We start from the raw sequence: 18,644 nt of genomic DNA, 5'->3' as shown, positions 1-18,644 counted from the left end.
AGGGCAGCGCGACTCCGGTGACGACCAGCCAGAGCGGCCAGGCGATGTACGTGAACCGTCCGAGCGCGTGGCCAGCACGACCGTGAGCTGCGCGAAGGTGTGCGAACCACGCGGTCGCTCACTGCGCCGGGCCCGGGCGAAGCGGCATCCGTCACCGGCAATCATGCGGTCTGCGTGATGCGGGCGGTCGTACCCGCAGTGAGACTGACGCGGACAGACCCCACGGGAGGAAATGTCATGCGTCCCGACCGTCACGCCCGCACGATGCTGCCGATCCCGGATCGGCCGTCGCCAGGTCTCACGACCTACGATGCCAAGGATCCCGATACGGCGTACCCGCCGATCGAGCCGCTCCTGCCGCCCGAGGGTGCGCCGAACGTGCTGATCGTGCTGATCGACGACACGGGGTTCGGCGCGTCGAGCGCGTTCGGCGGTCCGTGCGCCACGCCGAATGCCGAGAAGCTCGCCGCAGGCGGCCTGAAGTACAACCGCTTCCACACGACGGCGCTCTGCGCGCCGACCCGTGCGGCGATGCTCAGCGGACGCAACCACCACTCGGTCGGGATGGGCAGCATCACCGAGACGGCGACGTCGGCGCCCGGCAACAGCTCACTCAAGCCGAACACCAAGGCGCCGTTGGCGATGACGCTCAAGCTGAACGGATATTCGACGGCGCAGTTCGGCAAGTGCCATGAGGTGCCCGTGTGGCAGTCGTCGCCGATGGGCCCATTCGATGCCTGGCCGTCGGGGGGCGGCGGGTTCGAGGCGTTCTACGGATTCATCGGTGGCGAGAACAACCAGTGGGACCCGGCGCTCTATGAGGGCACGACTCCGGTTGAGCCGCCGGCGACTCCCGAGGAGGGCTACCACCTGACCGAGGATCTCGCCGATCACGCCGTCAGCTGGATCCGCACGCAGAAGGCGCTGATGCCCGACAAGCCGTTCTTCGTGTACTTCGCGCCCGGCGCGACGCACGCCCCGCACCACGTGCCGAAGGAATGGGCCGACAAGTACACGGGAACGTTCGCCGACGGCTGGGATGTGCAGCGGAAGAAGACGTTCGCACGGCAGAAGGAGCTCGGGGTGATCCCGGCCGACGCCGAACTCACCCCTCGGCACGCCGAGATCCCCGCATGGGACGACATGCCTGCCGAACTCAAGCCCGTGCTCGAGCGCGAGATGGAGGTCTATGCCGGGTTCCTGGAGCACACCGACCACCATGTGGGCCGCGTCATCGACGCGATCGACGACCTCGGAGTGCTCGACAACACGCTCATCTACTACATCATCGGCGACAACGGTGCATCGGCAGAGGGCACCGTGAACGGCGCCTTCAACGAGATGGCCAACTTCAACGGGATGGCCGCCCTCGAGACGCCCGAGTTCATGCTCTCGAAGATGGACGAGTTCGGCACTCCGACTTCGTACAACCACTACGCGGTCGGTTGGGCGTGGGCGATGGATGCCCCGTTCCAATGGACGAAGCAGGTGGCGTCGCACTGGGGCGGCACCCGGAACGGCACGATCGTGCACTGGCCGGCGGGCATCACCGAGAAGGGCGGCCTGCGCTCGCAGTTCACGCACTGCATCGACGTGGCGCCCACGATCCTCGAAGCCGCCGGGCTGCCCGAGCCGACCATGGTCAACGGAGTGCAGCAATCGCCGATCGAGGGCACCAGCATGCTCTACTCCTTCGATGAGCCCGATGCGGCAGAGCGCCATGATCTGCAGTACTTCGAGATGTTCGGCAACCGCGGCGTGTACTACAAGGGCTGGAGCGCAGTCACCAAGCACCGCACGCCGTGGGTCATGGTCGGCGGCACGCTGGCGGCGTTCGACGACGACGTCTGGGAGCTCTACGACGGCAGCACCGACTACAGCCAGTCCCGCGACGTCTCTGCCGAGTATCCCGACAAGCTGCACGACCTGCAACGGCTCTTCCTGATCGAGGCCGTGAAGTACAACGTGCTCCCGATCGACGACCGCACCGCCGACCGGCTCAACGCCGACATCGCGGGGCGTCCGACGCTCATCCGCGGCACCTCCCAGCAGTTCTTTCCCGGGATGGGCCGGCTCTCGGAGAACAGCGTCGTCAGCATCAAGAACAAGTCGTTCTCGGTGACGGCCGAGGTCGACGTGCCCGACGGCGGCGCGAACGGCGTGATCATCGCGCAGGGCGGTCGCTTCGGCGGCTGGAGCCTCTATGTCAAGGACGGCAGGGCGAAGTTCGTCTACAACGTGCTCGGCATCCAAGAATTCGCGACCGAGGCCGACCAGCCGATCCCGGCGGGAACGCATCAGGTGCGCGTGGAATTCGCCTATGACGGCGGCGGTCTCGCGAAGGGCGGCGACGTCACGTTGTACCACGACGGCGAAGTCGCCGGAAACGGCCGGGTGGGCGCCACCCAGCCGATGGTCTTCTCCGCCGACGAGACGACCGACATCGGCTACGAGTCGGGTACGGCGGTCAGCACCGACTACACCCCGCAGACCAGCCGCTTCACGGGCAAGATCCACTGGGTGCAGATCGACCTCGGCGACGACGACCACGACCACTTCATCGATCCCGACGAGCGCATGCGGGTCGCGATGGCGCGGCAGTAGCAACCGCGAATCGCGGTCGCGTCACTCGGATGTCGCGACACGCACGTGAAGGCCGGTCGTCCCGCGGGACGACCGGCCTTCACCGTTGAGCAGCGCCTGGGCTACGAGGACTGCAGGGCCTTGGCCTTCAGCGCGTCGAACTCGGCCTGCGTGATCGTGCCGGAATCGAGCAGTTGCTTGCTCTTCTCGATCTCGGCGGCCGCCGAGGACGCGCCGCTGCCTGCAACGCTGCGGATGTAGTCGGCGTTCTGGGCCTGGGCCTGCTGTGCGATCGCTGCACTCCGCTCGCCCATGCTGCGCCCGCGAACGATCAGGTAGATGAACGCGGCGAGGAACGGCAGGAACACGAGGAAGAGCACCCAGAGCGCCTTCGCCCAGCCATTGAGCGTGCGATCGCGGAAGATGTCGACGATCACCGAGATGAAGATCCAGATGCACGCGATGACGATGTAGAACCAGAACAGCCAGACCAAGAAATCCCAGAAGGAGTTCAACATGGGAGGCCCCTTTCACCTCGGCGACGCCGCCACTCGGCGTCTGCCTGCCCGAACCGTAGCGCCGGGGCATCCCGCTCACATCATGCAGATCGGACGAACCGCACCGCAGCCCGGCGATCCGCGATCGAATCACGTCATCTGCATGATGCGGCGGCAGCGGATGTCCCGTGGACTGGCTTCTGCCAGGACGAGCCCGCCGCGGGGTCGCAGATCGGCCCGACCGGCTGCAACACCTTCTACCGCAATCGACGCACGAGGGGGCGACGCCTTGGACTACACAGACCGCCTGCGGCGACTCGCGATCAACGATGAGCGGCTGGGAGACGGAGAGATCGGCGAGGTCTCCCTCGGCGAGGTCGGCGTCGAGCCGCGCGTCGTGGCACTCGCACGAATCGCCGCGCTCGCGGCAGTGGGCGGCGCCGAACCGTCGTTCGGGTCACTCGTCGACGCCGCGGTCAGCGCCGGGGCCACCCCCGACGAGATCGTCGACGTCCTCGTCGGGGTCATCCCCGTCGTCGGGCTCCCACGCATCGTCGCGGCGGCGCCGAAAGTCGCGATGGCGCTCGGTTACGACCTCGACGACCTCGGTGATCTCGGCGGGTTCGGCACTCGGTGAGCGGCAACCGGACCGGGGCGAACCGTCAGGCGCCGAGCAGGCCCATCACGACGGCACGCTCGACCGCGTCGCTGCGCGTCGAGACGCCCAGCTTGCGATAGATCGAACCGACCTCCGAACTCACCGTGTTCCGCGAGATGAAGAGGCGTTCGCCGATCTCGCGGATCGACAGGTGCGTCTGCAGGTACGGCAGCAGCCGCAGTTCAGCGGGAGTGAGGGGCGGGCCGCCGGCCGGGTCGGCGACCTCGGTCGACGAGATCGACACCCGGAATTCGGCGACCTCGTCGACGAGGATACCGAGCGCCGGACGGCGTCGCAGGATGTCATCGATCTCGCGTAGCAGGTGCCGCGCGGTCGCGTGATCGCCCAGCCCCCAGTGCAGCTTGGCCAGCTGCAGTCGCAGACGGGTGGCGAGGTATGGGATCGCGTAGGTGCAGGTCGGCCGGGTGCGCATGGCTCTCGTCAGTTGACGCTGCACCTCGGCCAGGTCGCCATCGTGCATCGCCAGACGAGCCGCACCCGCGAACGCGAGAACGGCGGTCGCGTAGTCGTGCATGCGGTAGCGGTCGATCGCGGCAAGCGCGGCATGCACGTGGCTCGCCGCCTCGTCCCACCTGCCGTCGTCGAGCGCGATCAGGCCCAACTCGGACTCGCTCACGATGAGCACGTCGGCGTTGCCGCGCGCCTCAGCCGTGGCGGAACACTCGGAGAAGGAGACCTGTGCCTGGTCACGTGCGCCGCTGAGCAGCTGCGCCTCGCCGAGCAGGACGAGGGCCTGATCGCGCCATTGGCTCCACACCGGCTCGGACGCGACGGCGTATGTCGCGTCGGCGAGCGCCTGCGCCGGGCCGTCGGCGCACATGATGGAGCGCAGCATCGCGCGGGCGGACGCGAACGACGACGAGCCGTCATCGGGCGTCTCATCGAAGGTCGCAGCGCTGAGCACCGCAGCCCAGCGTTCGGCATCGTTCGCCTGCCCGGTGAGTGCGGCGATCCATCCCGCGAGCACGGCGAGCGGCGGATGCGCCCCGATCGCCCGATCGCCGAGTGCCCTGAACCACCGTTGCACGGTCGCCAGCTGCCCGGTCTGGTAGGTCGTGAGCGCGATCGAGGAAACGAGGTGGGTCGCCCGGTCTCGCTCGGCGTCGTTGTCGAGCAGGTGCTCGATGGCCATCGCCGGCGAGCCGCTGAGCTCGAACCAGTCCGCGGCCCGCAGTCGCAGTCCGACGATCGTGTCGGGTTCGACACGACGCAGTTCGCCGAGCAGGAACTCGCGGAAGAGTGCGTGGTACCGGTACCACTCGCGCCGACGATCGAGCGGAACCAGGAAGACATCGGATGCCTCGAGCTCGCGGAGCACGTCCGGTGCGGTGCCGGTCCCGAGCACGGCATCGCAGAGCGGCGCCGTGAATCGATCGAGCACGGCCGTGCGGCGCAGGAATCGTCGGTGTTCCTCGGGTAGCTTCGCCAACGACTCGCGATAGAGGTAGTCGGCGACGTAGCGGTCGTCGCCGGCGACCGCCATGGCGCCGCCACCGTCTCGGGCGATCGCAGCTGCCAGGAACAGGCCGACCGGCCAGCCCTCGGTACGTTCGACGACCCCGATGGCGTCGTCTCGGTCGAGCGGCACCTGGACACCCGCGAAGATCTGCTGGGCGCCCGACGCGTCGAGCGCGAGATCGCCTGCCGTGATCTCGAACGCATCACCCGCGGCGCGAAGGCGTGGCAGATGCGGCTGCTCGCCACGACTCGCGGCGACCACCTGCGATCCGCGGGGGATTCCGGCGAGCACGACGCTCAGCACGTCGTGGCATGCGGGCGAACGCAGTTCGTGCAGGTCGTCGATGATCAGCACGAAGGGCGTGGGTGCTGCGCGGAATGCGGCGGCGAGCAGGGGCGCGGCGCGACCCAACGCCGACACGCCGTGGCCGCGCACGTCGACCGCGAGGTGGTCCATGCCGGGCCTGATGCCTGCGTAGGCCGATGCAAGCAGTGCGAGCACCGCCGCCGGATCGTCGTCGAAGCGGTCGAGCGATGCCCACGCGACCGGCCTGTGCTCGTGATGCGCCCACTCGGCGAGCAGCGTCGACTTGCCGTATCCGGCCGGTGCGGTGACCCCGACGACCCGAAGGCCGCTGACTCGTGCCGAGTCGATGAGCGCGGCGCGACTCACCCAGCCTCGTGCCGGACGATCGGGAACGGTGAGCTTCGCGTCGAGGAGGAGTCGGTCGAGTTCGACCGCTGACGTCGGTGGTGCCGGGGCTTCCTCGAACACGCTCGAATCCTACGGTTGCGCGCGTGCGGCCTCAATATCCCCCATCTGGGGGTGGGGTTTGGCTTCCGATCGGTTGGAGTAGTTTGAACGGCATGCGGACGCGGGAGTTCGATGTCGGCGAGTTCACTCGCACGGCCCGCGGCAGCCTGCGCGACGAGCTCGACCTCACGAGCTTCGGCGCAGCGCCGCTCGCACCCGAGGCAGTGGTCGTGCTCGGGGCGCTCGGCGACCTCGAGGGCGCCACGATGGCGCACCTCCGCAACGTGCTCGTGACGCCGACGCACAAAGACGCCCGAGTGACCGCGTTCCTCGTGACCTGGGCGTTCGAGAAGTTCTGGATCGCCGACGCGCTTGGCGCGATCGTCGACGCGAACGCCGGGGGGTCGTCCGCGTCGAGTGGGGTCGCGGATGCCCCAGCCACGCGTCGTGGCACCCGGCACGCGCGCGGACCGGTACGACGGGCGCTCGCCGGATTCGTCCAGGGCGAGCCGATCGTCGGCGCGCACACCATGGCGGGGCTCGTCGACGACTGGGCGTTGCAGGACGTCTACGAGCGACTGTCGAGCGACGCCGCAGACGGCGGCGCACTGACCGCCGTCATCGAAACGATCCTCGCGGTGAAAGCACGGCACACCGCATTCTTCGAGGAGGAGTCCCGCCGCCGGCTCGCGGCCTCGCCGAGCGCGGCGCGACTCGCGCGCCGCGAACTGCGCCGCTCGCCGTGGCCGCTCGGTGCCGCCGCCATCGATCCCGTGCGCCTGCGGGCGCTGGCGCGGTTCGCCTGGTCGGGCGCAGCCGGCGCCGAGCGCCTCTCATCGCTCGAACGGCGGATCGCCGAGCTGCCGGGGATCGGGGCATCCGCCGCGTCGGCCGTCCGCGCGAGCCTCGCGCGCGACGCGGCCGACTGAGTGCATGGATGCAAGCCGAAGGGGACCCAGTGGCGTTCGACATCGACAGGTACACCGCGACGTCCGTCAGCGTGCACTGGGACGACCTCGACCTCGACGACTTCCGGCGGCACCCGCTGCCCGAGCGCTCGCTTCGCACGCTCCGGTACATGGCCGACGTCGAATACCACACGGTCTGCTACACCCGCGACCTGCTGACCACGCCGTCGCACCGCGAGCCCGACGTCAGCGCCTTCATGACGATGTGGAACCGCGAGGAGTTCTGGCACGGCGAGGCGCTCGCCGCAGTGCTCGCGATGCACGGCGTTGCGGTCGACTACGACGTGCTCAAGGCGAACCGGCTCAAGTTGGGCTGGAAGGACCGGCTCGACCCCATCAAGCAGTCGGTCCTCGGCTCCCTCGTCGGCGCCGACTTCGTCGCCGTGCACATGTCGTGGGGCGCCGCGAACGAGTGGTCGGCGATCACGGCCTACCAGCGCATGGCGGAACTGGAGGAGCATCCGGTGCTCGCCGAACTGCTGCGCCGCATCGCGAAGCAGGAGGCCAGGCACGTCGCGTTCTACACCTCTCAGGCGCGCGACCGGCTCACGGCGAGCACGAAGGCGCAGAAGGCGACACGCTTCGCGCTCAGCCGGTTCTGGGCGCCGGTCGGCTCGAGCATCAATTCGGTCGACGACGTGCGACACGTCATGACCCACCTCATGAGCGGCCCCCAGGGGCGCCGCGCGGCGCGCAAGGTGGACGACAGCATCAGCGGGATGCCGGGCCTCGGCGGGCTCACGATCGTGCAGGACGCCCTCGACCGTCTCGGCGTCCCTGCCTGAGCACGGTCGGATCGCGGCCTCGACGCCGGCTGTGAGCGGTGGGGACGGTGGCTGAACGCCGGCTGTACCGGGGGTTGCGGACCTGAGGAAGGCTCCCTATTCTTTCGCCGATATTGGCAACTCCCGCGAGCGGAAGGCGCTCGTGGACCGAGCGACCGGAATCGATCGGCACGTGAGCGGCGCGATTCCACGGTGATCCACATGCGAGACGACCCCCAGAACCCCCAGACGTCCGCGTCCGAACCAGCGGGCGAGGCTGCGCCACGACCGAACCGGGCGCGCGGGGATCGTTGGCGGATGGTGCTCGCGATCGGCGCGGTCGTCGGGATCGCCGCGACCACCGGCACCGGGCTGCTCGTGCGCACCGCGGCGGACGAGACTGCCGCGCGCATCGCCGCGACCGAGGAGCTGACCGCGAGTGTCGACCTCGCCGCCGACCAGCTCGACGCTCACGGACTCATGCTCACCGCCCGGGCGGCCCGCGATGCCGAGATCACCCTCGACGGGGCCGCCGAGACGATCGCCGCGGCACGCGGCAAATCCGATGCCGCCGAGCTCGAGGCATCCGTGGCCGCATTGCGGGTGTTCCAACTGCTCGCGCCCGAACGCATCTTCGAACTCGTCGACATCGCCGACGCCCAGGCCGCGACGGTGCGTGCCGAGGTCGCCGAGTTCGACCGCATCGCCGCCGAGAAGGCCGCGGCCGAGAAGGCGGCGGCCGAGCGCGCGGCCGCCGAGCGCGCCGAAGCCGAGCGGGCGGCCGCCGCGCAGGACGAGCCGTCCTCGCCCGACCAGTCGAGTGCAGGACCGGGGTCGTCGCCCGCTCCGCCGGCGAACCCGAGCGAGGCCCAGGCGATTGCGCGAGACCTGATGGCGGCCCAGTACGGCTGGGGTCCGGCCCAGTTCGGATGCCTCGTGGCGCTCTGGAACTACGAGTCGGGATGGAACGTCTACGCCAGCAATCCGAGTGGCGCGTACGGGATCCCGCAGGCGCTGCCCGGCTCGAAGATGGCCTCCGCCGGAGCCGATTGGGCGACCAGCGCGCGCACCCAGATCATCTGGGGACTCGGCTACATCGCCGGCCGCTACAGCACTCCCTGCGGCGCCTGGGCGCACGTCGAGGCCAACGGCTGGTACTAGACGGTCGGGTGCCCGGCATTCGACGATCGGGGGCACCGACCGCAACCAGGTTCGGATGACTTTCACAGAAATATATGAGGTTTCGTCCAGAACATCTCGTCAGACTGGCCACTTCGCCCAGGCGCCCCCGCGTCTGAGGAACGTCGAGAGAAGGATCGTGGCGCGCCAAGCATCACGAACCGCCACGTGAAAGTTATGCAGAACCAGTCTTCTTCCCCTGATTCCCCCAAGCACAACACCCCCAACCCGCCTTCCGAGGGCACTCCGGTGCTCACCCGCAGGGCGCTGCGCAGCCGTCGCGGTTGGCGCCGAGGACCCGTCATCGCCGCAGGTGCCGTCGTCGCTGTCGGTGCCCTCGTCGGCAGCGGCTTCGCCCTGCAGTCGGCCGTTGCCGCGCAGAACGAGAGCATCGCCGCGACCGAGGCGCTCAGCGCAGCGACCGACCTGCGCGTCGAGCAGCTCGGCTCCCACGCCGGCATCCTCGAGGCGCGCGCCGTGAAGGACGCGCAGGACACCCTGACCGGTGCCAAGGACACGCTCGCCAAGGCGAAGGGCAAGGCCGACGCGACCGAGCTCGCATCGTCGGTCGCGGCACTGGGCGACTTCCGCCTGCTCGCCCCCGAGCGGGTGTTCGAGCTCGCCGATGTCACCGCGGAGCATGCCGCCGAGGTGACGACCGCCGTCGCCGAAGCCGACCGCGTCGCCGCCGAGAAGGCGAAGGCCGCTGCGGCTGCCGCGGCCGCGGCGAAGGCTGCAGCCGAGGCTGCCGCCGCAGGCGAGGCCGAGCAGAACTCGGGATCCTCGGGCACGTCACGTCCTTCAGGCCCCTCGAACCCGAGCGGCGCGCAGGCGATCGCCCGCGACATGCTCGCCGCGCGCGGCTGGGGCGCCGACCAGTTCGGTTGCCTCGTCTCCCTCTGGGACCGTGAGTCGGGCTGGAACGTCTACGCCCAGAACCCCTCGAGCGGCGCGTACGGCATCCCGCAGTCGCTGCCCGGCGACAAGATGGCCTCGGCCGGCAGCGACTGGCAGACCAACCCCGCAACGCAGATCGCCTGGGGCCTCGGCTACATCGCCGACCGCTACGGCAGCCCCTGCGGGGCGTGGGACCACTCGGAGTCGGTGGGCTGGTACTAGGCCAGAGCGCTCACGAGAACGCGGAAGGGCCGCGGTGGATCGCATCCACCGCGGCCCTTCGTCGTTCAGTCGAGGCTACGCGACCGTCTCGGCATCGCGCCTGGGCAGCTTCCACCCGGGCCGCACGAAGTGGCAGGTGTACCCGTTGGGGTAGCGCTCGAGGTAGTCCTGGTGCTCGGGCTCGGCCTCCCAGAACGGGGCGGCCTCCTCGATCGTCGTGACGACCTTCGCGGGCCACAGCCCCGATGCGTCGACGTCGGCGATCGTATCGAGCGCGATCTCCTGCTGCTCGCCGCTCTGCGGGAAGATCGCCGAGCGGTAGCTCGTGCCGATGTCGTTGCCCTGACGGTTCAGCGTCGACGGGTCATGCACCTGGAAGAAGAACTCCAGCATGTCGCGGTAGCTCGTCTGCTCGGGGTCGAAGACGATCTCGATCGCCTCGGCGTGCCCGGGATGGTTGCGATACGTGGCGTTCGCGTTCTGCCCGCCCGTGTAGCCGACGCGGGTCGAAACGACTCCCGGGCGCTTGCGGATCAGGTCCTGCATGCCCCAGAAACACCCGCCGGCGAGAATGGCGGTCTCGGTGCGGTCGGTCATGATGCGTCCTCCTTCTCGGATGTCGCGGACGCGGCATCCGTCGTCGTGAACAGGTCGCGGTACTGCGCGTACCCCTGCGCCTCGAACTCGGCGAGCGGCACGAATCGCAGTGCGGCCGAGTTCATGCAATAGCGTAGGCCGCCGGCGTCGGCGGGCCCGTCGTCGAAGACGTGGCCGAGGTGGCTGTCGGCACCCGCCGAACGCACCTCGACCCGCTTCATGAACAGTGAGCGATCGACCTTCTCGGTGACCGCGTCGGCATCGATCGGCCGAGTGAAGCTCGGCCAGCCCGATCGGCTGTCGTACTTGTCGGTCGATGCGAACAACGGCTGGCCCGAGACGACATCGACATAGATACCGGGCTCATGGTGGTTCCAGTACCGGTTGCGGAAGGCGGGCTCGGTCGCATCCTCCTGCGTCACTCGGTACTGCTCGGGGGTGAGACGGGCGACCGCCTCCTGAGTCTTGCGGTAATCCTCTGACAAGGTCGTTCCTCCTTCATCGGCGACGCTGGCTGCGGCGCCTCGACGCCGGGCACCCACCATCGGTGAGTGCTCGCGCGTCATCAGGGAGAACGGGTGACGGCGCCCTGCTGTTCCGCATCACACCCCTGTCCGCTGTGACTTCGCTGTGAGCGCGCGATCGTCAGGATGGTCGTCGAGCATGGCGACCTGCCCAGCTCCGCACTCGGCTCAGTAGCCTGATGGGGTGGGGGACGATCAGAAGCAGAAGCGACCGGGTGGGCCGTTCGCCGGGGTCATCGCGTTGACCGAGCGAGTGACGGCGTGGGCGCTGGCGAGGAAGCCGGTGCGGGCGATGCTGTGCTACCTCGAGCACCACGGCGCCATGCTCGCCGACAGCATCACGTATCGCACGCTCTTCTCGGTGTTCGCCGGAGTGTTCCTCGGTTTCGCGATCGCGGGGTTGTGGCTCGCCGGTCGCCCCGAGGCGATGCGGGCACTCATCGAGACCCTCGACGCCGTCATTCCGGGACTCGTCGGCGAAGAAGGGCTCATCCACCCCGACGATCTCGTGCAGCCGCTCACGCTCAGCATCGCCGGTGCACTCGCGCTCCTCGGCCTCGTCGGCGCGGCCATCGGTGCGATCGGGTCGCTGCGCATCGCGTTCCGCACCCTCGGCGACCTTCCCGACGAGCAGACGTTCTTCGTCTGGGTCCTCGCGCGCGATCTCGTGCTGGCGATCGGATTCGGGGCGCTGCTCGCCGCGACCGCAGCCGTGACCTTCTTCGGCACGGCGGCAGTCGACACTGTGTTCGGCTGGTTCGGCGTGTCGACCCGTGATCCCGCGTACGACGGCACGCTCCGGGTGCTCTCGATCGTCCTGATCTTCGCGATCGACACGGTCGTCGTTGCGGCCATGTTCCGGATCCTGTCCGGCCTTCGGCCCAGTGCGCGCTCGCTGTGGAGCGGCGCCGTCATCGGCGGCATCGGTCTCACCGGGCTGCAGGAACTCTCGAGCCTCTTCGTGGGCGGAGCGACCGCCAACCCCTTGCTCGCATCGTTCGGGTCGCTCATCGCGCTGCTGCTGTGGTTCAACCTCTCGGCTCAGGTCATCCTGATCGCCGCCGCCTACATCGTGACCGGCATCGATGATGAGCGTGATCGGGTGAGCGCCCGGTACGGCGCCCCGACCGCTGCGATCCGGCGGATGCAGCGCGCGGAGCGCCGCGCGTCGATCGCGGCGGCCGAGTTGGCAGATGCCCGAGCCGCGGTCGAGCGCGAGCGTGCGGCATCGCGAAGCGGGTGAGCCTGAGATCGGGCCTTCCGGGGCGTCTCGTCGGCGACGAGACTGGGCGGATGCCCACCGTGCAGCAGATCGTCCGCTCCGTCATCGCGCCGCTGACCCGCACCCGCGTGTTCCGGGCCCTCGCGCCGGTGGTGCTGCCGCCGCTCGAGTGGGTCGTCGGGCGCATCTCGGGCGGGCGCGTGCAGTTGAGCGGACTGCTCGTGCCGTCGCTCGTGCTGCACACGATCGGCGCGAGATCGGGAGAGCCACGTGACACCCACCTGATGTACACGGCCGACGGCCGCGGTCGGGCGATCGTCGCCGGCACGACGTTCGCGCAGGAGCGGCATCCGGGGTGGACCTACAACCTGATCGCGCACCCCGATGCCTCGATCACGGTGCGTGGCCGGCGCATGCCGGTGCGGGCGACTCTCGTCGGCAACGACGAGCGCGACGAGGCGTGGGCGCGCATCGAGTCGCAATGGCCCGGGTACCGACACTACGAACGCGATTCGGGGCGTGTCGTCCGGCTCTTCCTGTTGCGTCCGGTCGCCGACCGCCGCAGCCCCGCGATGTGAGGGGCCTATGGTTCGGTGCGGCCTGCGCGCGCGCCTGATTCGGCGAGCAGGCGCACCGCGCGACGGATGACCGGACTGTCGGCCATCGAGCGGCGATAGGCGACGCGCACCTCGCGCACCTGGCTGTGGTCGCTGAGTGGACGGGCGACCGCACCGGCGGGGAGCCGAGCTCGGCCGAGACGCGGTACCAGGGCGATGGCGACTCCGTCGCGGGCGAGTTCGACGAGCGAGGCCGCGCCCGCGTCGCTCGAGCAGGACCGCGTCGAGTTCGCGTTCGAGCTTCTTCACCTGCTGCGAGACCGGTTCCTGCTCGTCGCAGTGCCCCTCGTGTTCCTCGTGCCCAAGCCGAACGCGCCGTGGCGGGTCATCATCGGCATCGGGCTGTTCATGAGTGCCGGGCAGTTCGGGCTGCTGTTCACCGCCATGCACCTCGGCCTGCCGGCAGGACTCGCCGCCGTCGTGCTGCAATGCCAGATGATCTTCACCCTGATCATCGGTGCGCTGGCGCTGCGGGAGCGACCGACCCGCATGCAGCTCGTCGGCGCTCTCGTCGGCGTCATCGGGCTCGGTGTGGTCGCGCTCGGTCGATTCGAGGCCGCACCCTGGGTCGCGGCGGTCGTGCCGATCGCGCGGTCGGTTCCCCCCGAACCGACCCGGCTCCCGTGTTGCGGGGTTAGCATCGGGGCATGTGCAGGAACATCCACACCCTCCACAATTTCGAACCGGCCGCGACGAGCGACGAGGTGCACGCGGCGGCGCTGCAGTACGTGCGCAAGGTGAGCGGGTCGACGAAACCGTCGAAGGCGAACGCCGAGGCGTTCGAACGTGCCGTCGCCGAGATCGCGCACATCACGCAGCACCTGCTCGACGATCTCGTCACCACGGCCCCGCCGAAGGACCGCGACGTCGAGGCGGCGAAGGCACGTGCCCGCGCCGCACGTCGCTACGCGGAGCTGCCCGCGAGCGCATAGGCACGCGGCGGGGTCGCTGCGCACCGCGCACGAAGGGGAGTAGCGTCGCTGGCATGGCCGCCGACGCGATCGAGATCACTGTCCCAGGTCCGCACGGCGATCGCACCGTGCGCATCTCGAGTCCGTCACGCGTGATCTGGCCCGAGACGGGCATCACCAAGCTCGAACTCGCCGAGTACCTCGTCGCCGTCGGCGATGCGTTCGTCGCGGCGAACGGCGATCGGCCGATCTCACTGCAACGCTTCCCGGGCGGAGTCGACGGCGAGCAGTTCTTCTCGAAGAATCCGCCGAAGGGCGCACCCGAGTGGGTGCGGTCGGTGCCGGTGACCTATCCGAGCGGGCGCAGCCACCCGCAGCTCGTCATCGACGAGCCGGCCACCGCCGTGTGGGCGGCGCAGATGAACACCATCGTGTTCCATCCGTGGGCGTCGCGCGCCGGGCGCAGCGACAACCCCGATCAGCTGCGCATCGACCTCGATCCTCAGCCCGGCACCGGATTCGCCGAAGCCGTGCCGGTCGCCCTCGCGCTTCGCGAGCTGCTCGCCGAGGTCGACCTCACCGCGTTCGTGAAGACGTCGGGCAGCCGCGGCATCCACGTCTTCGCGCCGATCGACGCCGAGCACGAATTCCTCGACGTGCGCCACGCGGTGATCGCGCTCGGGCGCGAGCTCGAGCGACGCATGCCCGACGAGGTCACCACCAAATGGTGGAAGGAGGAGCGCGGCGACCGCATCTTCATCGACTACAACCAGGCGAACCGCGACCGCACGATGGCGGGCGCCTACAGCCCGCGCCCGCTTCCGACCGCCACCGTGTCGTGCCCGATCGAGTGGGATGAGGTCGAGGCGACCGACCCCGGGCAGCACACGATTCGCAGCGTCCCGGCGCGGCTGGCCGAGCACGGCGACCCCTGGGCGACGATGCACGAGCACCCCGGCCGCATCGACACGGTGCTCGAGTGGTGGCAACGCGACCTCGATGACGGGCTCGGTGAACTGCCGTTCCCGCCCGACTTCCCGAAGATGCCCGGTGAGCCGATGCGCGTGCAGCCGAGCCGCGCGCGCAAGGGCTGACCGCGCCGTCAGAGGTCGAGCACGAGCCGTGCACCGATGCACCGCGAGACGCAGATCATCATCGTCTCGTTGCTCGCCCGTTCCTCGTCGCTGAGCAGGTGGTCGCGATGATCGGGCATGCCATCGATCACCGGGGTCTCGCAGGTGCCGCACACTCCCTCGCGACAGGAGTTCAAGGCGGGGATCCCGGATCGGCCCACGGCCTCGAGGATCGATTCGTCGGCGGCGACCGCGATCTCGGTGCCATCGGGCAGTTCGACGGTGAACGGGGCGTCGTCGAGTCGCGGCGATGCGTCGACACCGGTGAAGCGCTCGACATGCACCCGCGTCGCCCGGTCGGGGCTCGCGGAGGCCCAGCCGACGACCGCGTCGATGAGTCGGGTCGGACCGCAGGCGTAGAGCTGAGCCGCTTCGCCGGCCGGGGCCGTCGAGCGGAGCTCGGCGTCGAGCGCATCGAGCCGGGTGCCGAGGTCGAGCGAGCCGGCCGCATCCTTCGGGTGCACCATGACCCGATCGCCGAAGCGATCGAGGTCGGCCGTGAACGCCATCGAGGCACGGCTGCGTCCGAGGTACAACAGCCTCCAGGGCGCACCGGATGCCTCGGCCGCGGCGATCATCGGAACCAGCGGAGTGATTCCGATGCCGCCGGCGACGAACAGCTGCGGATGCGTGCCGTCGCGGTAGCGGAAGTTGTCGCGCGGGGGTGAGGATTCGAGTACGTCGCCATCGCGCAGTTCACGGCAGAGGAACGCCGAGCCGCCGCGTCCGTCGGGTTCGTCGAGTGCGGCGATTCGCCATACGTCGCGACTCGTGGGATCGGAGCAGAGTGAGTAGTGGCGCACGAGCCTGCCCGGAAGCCGCAGTTCGAGGTGGTTGCCGGGCTGCCATCGCGGAAGCGCGCCGCCGTCGTCCCGGGTGAACGTGATCGCGCGCACCCCGGCTGCGGCGGGCTCGAGGCGGACGACCCGGAGGGCGAGGAGGGCATTGGCCGACACGGTCGTGGTCATGAGTCGTCCCTCGGGCCGGAGCCGGAGCCGGAGCCGGGGCCGGCGACGGCGTCGAGGGCGGCGTCGACCGCGCGGACGACCTCGCCCTGCGCGACGAGCGCGTGCGCCGCCCGCTGTCGCGGATACAGCGCGACATCGCGGCGAAGGTGGCCGATGGGCCGCCCGTCGCTCGCGGGCGTCGCGCGAACGAGGGCGAGGGCGGCGCGGCTCGCGGTGCCCATGTCGTCGGCGGAGTGAGTGCCGACCCCGTCGATCGCGCATCGAAGTTCGAGCGCCTGTGCTGCCATCAGCAGCTCGGTCGCGACGACATGCTGGATGTTCTGTACGATCTGGCGCGCGTGACGACCGGCGTTGTTGGCCATCGAGACGTGGTCCTCCTGGTTCGCCGAGGTCGGGATCGAGTCCACGCTGTCGGGGTGGGCCAGCGTCTTGCAGTCCGACACGAGTGCTGCTGCGAGGTACTGCGGGAGCATGTAGCCGCAGTCGAGTCCGACCTTGGCGCTGGCGACGAGCATGTCGGGCAGGCCCCGGCTCAGGGTGCCGTCGTCGAGACGGAAGAGTCGTCGCTCGGTGATGTTGCCGATCTCGGTGACGACGATCGAGAGGAAGTCGGCGGCGAAGGCGACGTACTCGGCGTGGAAGTTGCCGCCCGACACGGCCTTCAGCGACCGCGACGCCGGCAGTGACGGGAAGATCAGGGGGTTGTCGGTGGCCGCGTTGATCTCGGTCTGCAGGATTCCCTCGACGAAGTCGAGGGTGTCTGCGACGGGCCCGTACACCTGCGGCACGCATCGCAGCGAGTACGCGTCCTGCGGCGGTTGGCGCATGGGATCGTGATCGCGGTCGCCCGTCACGAGGCGACTGCCCGCCAGGAGCTGCCGCATCCGGGTGGCGACGGAGATCTGCCCCCGTTGCCCTCGTGCCTCGTGCAACTCGGCGATGAATGCGTCGCCGAACCCGAGCAGGGCTTCGATCGACATCGCCGCCGTGATCTGCGCGGTCTCGAGCAGCACCCGTGCATCCCAGAGGGCGAGCGCCGCCTGGGCTGCCGAGAAGGAGGTGCCGTTGAGCAGGGCGAGGCCGTCCTTCGCGGTCACGCGCACGCGTGTCAGTCCGGCGTGCCGCATGGCCTCGACCCCGCTGACGACATGCCCGTCGACGATCGCCTCGCCCGAGTCGAGGGGATCGTCGTCGCCCGTCGGCGGTGCGGTGAGCACGATCGCGATATGAGCGAGGGGGATGAGGTCGCCGCTGGCGCCCAGTGAGCCGAACTCCGGCACGGCCGGGTAGACGTCATGGTTCAGCATGTCGATGACGCCCTGCACGAGCGTTGGGTCGACACCCGAGTGACCCTGTGCGAGGCTCACCGCGCGGATGAGCATCGTCGCGCGCACGACCTCCTCATCGACCGTGCGACCGACCCCGGTCGCGTCGGCGAGGATGAGCCGACGGCTGAGCTCTGCCGCATCGGCCGGGTCATCGAACGCCGCGCGGCCGGCGAGGGACCCGAACCCGGTGTTGATGCTGTACACGGGCTCGACGGGTTCTCCGGCGGCCATGCCGCGCATGAGGTCGTCGACCCATGCGCGACTCGCGATCATGCGCGACAGGCATGCCGGATCAAGAGCGACACGACGGCGATCACGGGCGACGGCGACGAGGTCGTCGACGCTGGTGGGACGATCGCCGATGAGCAGGGGAGTGGGTGCGGTCATGTGATCTCCGGGTCGATCGGGGTGGACGATTCGGTTGGCGCCGGTGTCGGCGGCGACCATGCCTCGAGGGACTCGCTGAGGTCCCGTGCCGCGTCGCTCAGGAGGGTTCGCACGCGGGCGACCCATTCGCGGGAGCCGCAGCGCGACTCGGGGCCGGCGACGTTCAGCGAGCAGACGGCCTCACCGCCGAAGAACACGGGCACCGCGACCGAGACGGAGCCCGTGTCGTATTCGCCACGTGACACCGTCCAGCCCGCTTGCCGGGTGGCATGCAGGCTCGCGCGCAACCGTGCCGCGTCGAGGGTGGCATCGGTGTACCGCGTGAGCCCGCTCGCGACCACTCGCTCCACGATCGATGGCGGCGCCCAGGCGAGCAGCACCCGCTGCCCCGCGCCCGCATGCAGCGGCAGCAACTGGTTCACGGCGAACGTGTACCGGATCGCCTTGTCGGGTTCTGCGCGGCTCACGCACACGGCATGCGTGCCGACCCGCACGATCATCACCGCGGTCTCCCCGACCTCGTCGACGATCCCGGCGAGCACCGCCGGTGCGACCGACGCCAGGAACGTGGTCGCGAAGTTGCCGCCGGCGAGGCCGATGAGCGACGGGCCGGGTTCGTAGCGGCCATGGGCGGCCGCGACGAAGCCGCGCTCGCCCAACCGGCGCAGGTATCGGTAAGTGGTGCTCGGCGGCAGTCCGACCGCCGCGGCGATGGCGGCCGGCGTGTGCTCGCCCGGTGCCGCGATCACCTCGAGGATCGCGAGGCCGCGCTCGAGCGAGGAGTCGGCACCGATCACCGCCGACGCCGACGCATCGCGGCTCGAGAGCGACTCGGCCATGGTCACCTCACTTCGTCCTCGTCATGCACCATGCTCGACCCCGAACGAGCGGACTGACAAGAGCGATTCTCACTCACTGGGAATCGCGCTGGCGGCCCGTCGCCGCCGCGGGCTACG

Annotated in this window: 18 protein-coding genes and 1 pseudogene; 11 read left to right on the top strand and 8 right to left on the bottom strand. The window is 69.6% G+C overall.

Translation table 11 applies throughout. The features are described from left to right. Positions 1 to 237: 237 nt before the first annotated feature. A complete protein-coding gene (locus LSF15_RS15975; RefSeq protein ID WP_232499554.1) occupies positions 238 to 2,604 on the top strand; it encodes an arylsulfatase in 2,367 nt (788 codons plus the stop codon). A gap of 101 nt (positions 2,605 to 2,705) precedes the next feature. Here LSF15_RS15975 and LSF15_RS15970 read toward each other — a convergent pair whose 3' ends face one another. Continuing rightward, positions 2,706 to 3,101 carry an SHOCT domain-containing protein gene (locus tag LSF15_RS15970; RefSeq protein ID WP_232499553.1) on the bottom strand — a complete coding sequence of 132 codons (396 nt, stop codon included), beginning with the start codon at positions 3,099 to 3,101 and terminating at the stop codon, positions 2,706 to 2,708. Positions 3,102 to 3,369: 268 nt separating this feature from the next. Here LSF15_RS15970 and LSF15_RS15965 point away from each other — a divergent pair, with 268 nt between their 5' ends. Beyond that, on the top strand, positions 3,370 to 3,717 hold the full coding sequence (locus LSF15_RS15965) for a carboxymuconolactone decarboxylase family protein (protein WP_232499552.1): 348 nt from the start codon (positions 3,370 to 3,372) through the stop codon (positions 3,715 to 3,717). A gap of 25 nt (positions 3,718 to 3,742) precedes the next feature. Here the strand turns inward: LSF15_RS15965 and LSF15_RS19090 are convergent, their stop codons facing one another. Then, a complete protein-coding gene (locus LSF15_RS19090) occupies positions 3,743 to 5,992 on the bottom strand; it encodes a winged helix-turn-helix domain-containing protein (RefSeq protein WP_232499551.1) in 2,250 nt (749 codons plus the stop codon). 92 nt (positions 5,993 to 6,084) lie between these two features. On the opposite strand from LSF15_RS19090, the gene LSF15_RS15955 reads away from it, so the two are divergent. The 4 genes from LSF15_RS15955 (at position 6,085) to LSF15_RS15940 (ending at position 10,001) form a co-directional block, all read left to right on the top strand. Next, on the top strand, positions 6,085 to 6,900 hold the full coding sequence (locus LSF15_RS15955; RefSeq protein ID WP_232499550.1) for a hypothetical protein: 816 nt from the start codon (positions 6,085 to 6,087) through the stop codon (positions 6,898 to 6,900). A 29-nt stretch (positions 6,901 to 6,929) separates the two neighbouring features. Further along, positions 6,930 to 7,724: a ferritin-like domain-containing protein gene (locus LSF15_RS15950; RefSeq protein WP_232499549.1), complete on the top strand. Its 795-nt coding sequence runs from the start codon at positions 6,930 to 6,932 to the stop codon at positions 7,722 to 7,724. A gap of 297 nt (positions 7,725 to 8,021) precedes the next feature. Next, the gene (locus tag LSF15_RS15945) at positions 8,022 to 8,864 is read left to right on the top strand and encodes an aggregation-promoting factor C-terminal-like domain-containing protein (RefSeq protein WP_232499548.1); all 843 of its coding nucleotides are present in this window, start codon (positions 8,022 to 8,024) and stop codon (positions 8,862 to 8,864) included. A gap of 267 nt (positions 8,865 to 9,131) precedes the next feature. Beyond that, a complete protein-coding gene (locus LSF15_RS15940) occupies positions 9,132 to 10,001 on the top strand; it encodes an aggregation-promoting factor C-terminal-like domain-containing protein (RefSeq protein WP_232499547.1) in 870 nt (289 codons plus the stop codon). Positions 10,002 to 10,076: 75 nt separating this feature from the next. Here the strand turns inward: LSF15_RS15940 and msrA are convergent, their stop codons facing one another. Continuing rightward, a complete protein-coding gene (gene msrA / locus LSF15_RS15935; protein WP_232499546.1) occupies positions 10,077 to 10,598 on the bottom strand; it encodes a peptide-methionine (S)-S-oxide reductase MsrA in 522 nt (173 codons plus the stop codon). Further along, complete coding sequence (gene msrB, locus LSF15_RS15930; RefSeq protein ID WP_232499545.1) at positions 10,595 to 11,083, bottom strand: peptide-methionine (R)-S-oxide reductase MsrB; 489 nt, start codon at positions 11,081 to 11,083, stop codon at positions 10,595 to 10,597. The genes msrA and msrB overlap by 4 nt, the downstream gene beginning before the upstream one ends. Before the next feature lie 223 nt (positions 11,084 to 11,306). Here msrB and LSF15_RS15925 point away from each other — a divergent pair, with 223 nt between their 5' ends. Then, positions 11,307 to 12,365 carry a YihY/virulence factor BrkB family protein gene (locus LSF15_RS15925; protein WP_232499544.1) on the top strand — a complete coding sequence of 353 codons (1,059 nt, stop codon included), beginning with the start codon at positions 11,307 to 11,309 and terminating at the stop codon, positions 12,363 to 12,365. A gap of 50 nt (positions 12,366 to 12,415) precedes the next feature. Beyond that, positions 12,416 to 12,922 (top strand): nitroreductase family deazaflavin-dependent oxidoreductase, encoded by a 507-nt coding sequence (locus LSF15_RS15920; RefSeq protein ID WP_232499543.1) that lies wholly within the window; start codon positions 12,416 to 12,418, stop codon positions 12,920 to 12,922. A 5-nt stretch (positions 12,923 to 12,927) separates the two neighbouring features. On the opposite strand, the pseudogene LSF15_RS19230 reads toward LSF15_RS15920, so the two are convergent. Beyond that, a pseudogene (locus LSF15_RS19230) lies at positions 12,928 to 13,143 on the bottom strand (LysR substrate-binding domain-containing protein); the annotation flags it as partial. Here LSF15_RS19230 and LSF15_RS19225 point away from each other — a divergent pair. From LSF15_RS19225 to ligD, 3 genes are read left to right on the top strand one after another with little or no spacing between them, the layout of a single operon-like run. Then, positions 13,118 to 13,702: an EamA family transporter gene (locus LSF15_RS19225; protein WP_372460041.1), complete on the top strand. Its 585-nt coding sequence runs from the start codon at positions 13,118 to 13,120 to the stop codon at positions 13,700 to 13,702. The pseudogene LSF15_RS19230 and the gene LSF15_RS19225 sit on opposite strands and share 26 nt — an antisense overlap. Next, the gene (locus LSF15_RS15915; protein ID WP_232499542.1) at positions 13,609 to 13,893 is read left to right on the top strand and encodes a DUF2277 domain-containing protein; all 285 of its coding nucleotides are present in this window, start codon (positions 13,609 to 13,611) and stop codon (positions 13,891 to 13,893) included. The genes LSF15_RS19225 and LSF15_RS15915 overlap by 94 nt, the downstream gene beginning before the upstream one ends. A gap of 53 nt (positions 13,894 to 13,946) precedes the next feature. Continuing rightward, a complete protein-coding gene (gene ligD / locus LSF15_RS15910) occupies positions 13,947 to 14,966 on the top strand; it encodes a non-homologous end-joining DNA ligase (RefSeq protein ID WP_232499541.1) in 1,020 nt (339 codons plus the stop codon). Between the two features lie 8 nt (positions 14,967 to 14,974). On the opposite strand, the gene LSF15_RS15905 is transcribed toward ligD, so the two are convergent. Genes LSF15_RS15905 through LSF15_RS15895 form a run of 3 tightly spaced genes read right to left on the bottom strand, consistent with a single transcriptional unit; the run spans position 14,975 to position 18,527 of the window. Further along, positions 14,975 to 15,973, bottom strand: coding sequence for a PDR/VanB family oxidoreductase (locus LSF15_RS15905; RefSeq protein WP_232499540.1), 999 nt, complete (start codon positions 15,971 to 15,973; stop codon positions 14,975 to 14,977). Next, the gene (locus LSF15_RS15900) at positions 15,970 to 17,688 is read right to left on the bottom strand and encodes an HAL/PAL/TAL family ammonia-lyase (RefSeq protein ID WP_232499539.1); all 1,719 of its coding nucleotides are present in this window, start codon (positions 17,686 to 17,688) and stop codon (positions 15,970 to 15,972) included. Before LSF15_RS15900 ends, LSF15_RS15905 begins: the two co-directional genes overlap by 4 nt. Continuing rightward, on the bottom strand, positions 17,685 to 18,527 hold the full coding sequence (locus LSF15_RS15895; protein ID WP_232499538.1) for an IclR family transcriptional regulator: 843 nt from the start codon (positions 18,525 to 18,527) through the stop codon (positions 17,685 to 17,687). The genes LSF15_RS15900 and LSF15_RS15895 overlap by 4 nt, the downstream gene beginning before the upstream one ends. Positions 18,528 to 18,644: the final 117 nt, after the last annotated feature.

The sequence above is a fragment of the Agromyces humatus genome (genome assembly GCF_021228295.1).
Lineage (GTDB): Bacteria > Actinomycetota > Actinomycetes > Actinomycetales > Microbacteriaceae > Agromyces > Agromyces humatus.
This window is presented reverse-complemented; position numbering and strand designations above follow the sequence as displayed.

Bases quoted from the DNA above. Each gene is read 5' to 3' on its own strand.
- ligD (WP_232499541.1), top strand. From the start codon at position 13,947: ATGGCCGCCGACGCGATCGAGATCACTGTCCCAGGTCCGCACGGCGAT.
- LSF15_RS15900 (WP_232499539.1), bottom strand. From the start codon at position 17,688: ATGACCGCACCCACTCCCCTGCTCATCGGCGATCGTCCCACCAGCGTC.
- LSF15_RS15955 (WP_232499550.1), top strand. From the start codon at position 6,085: ATGCGGACGCGGGAGTTCGATGTCGGCGAGTTCACTCGCACGGCCCGC.
- LSF15_RS15970 (WP_232499553.1), bottom strand. From the start codon at position 3,101: ATGTTGAACTCCTTCTGGGATTTCTTGGTCTGGCTGTTCTGGTTCTAC.
- LSF15_RS15895 (WP_232499538.1), bottom strand. From the start codon at position 18,527: ATGGCCGAGTCGCTCTCGAGCCGCGATGCGTCGGCGTCGGCGGTGATC.
- LSF15_RS19225 (WP_372460041.1), top strand. From the start codon at position 13,118: ATGGCGACTCCGTCGCGGGCGAGTTCGACGAGCGAGGCCGCGCCCGCG.
- LSF15_RS15915 (WP_232499542.1), top strand. From the start codon at position 13,609: ATGTGCAGGAACATCCACACCCTCCACAATTTCGAACCGGCCGCGACG.
- LSF15_RS15975 (WP_232499554.1), top strand. From the start codon at position 238: ATGCGTCCCGACCGTCACGCCCGCACGATGCTGCCGATCCCGGATCGG.
- LSF15_RS15945 (WP_232499548.1), top strand. From the start codon at position 8,022: ATGGTGCTCGCGATCGGCGCGGTCGTCGGGATCGCCGCGACCACCGGC.
- msrA (WP_232499546.1), bottom strand. From the start codon at position 10,598: ATGACCGACCGCACCGAGACCGCCATTCTCGCCGGCGGGTGTTTCTGG.
- LSF15_RS15905 (WP_232499540.1), bottom strand. From the start codon at position 15,973: ATGACCACGACCGTGTCGGCCAATGCCCTCCTCGCCCTCCGGGTCGTC.
- LSF15_RS15920 (WP_232499543.1), top strand. From the start codon at position 12,416: ATGCCCACCGTGCAGCAGATCGTCCGCTCCGTCATCGCGCCGCTGACC.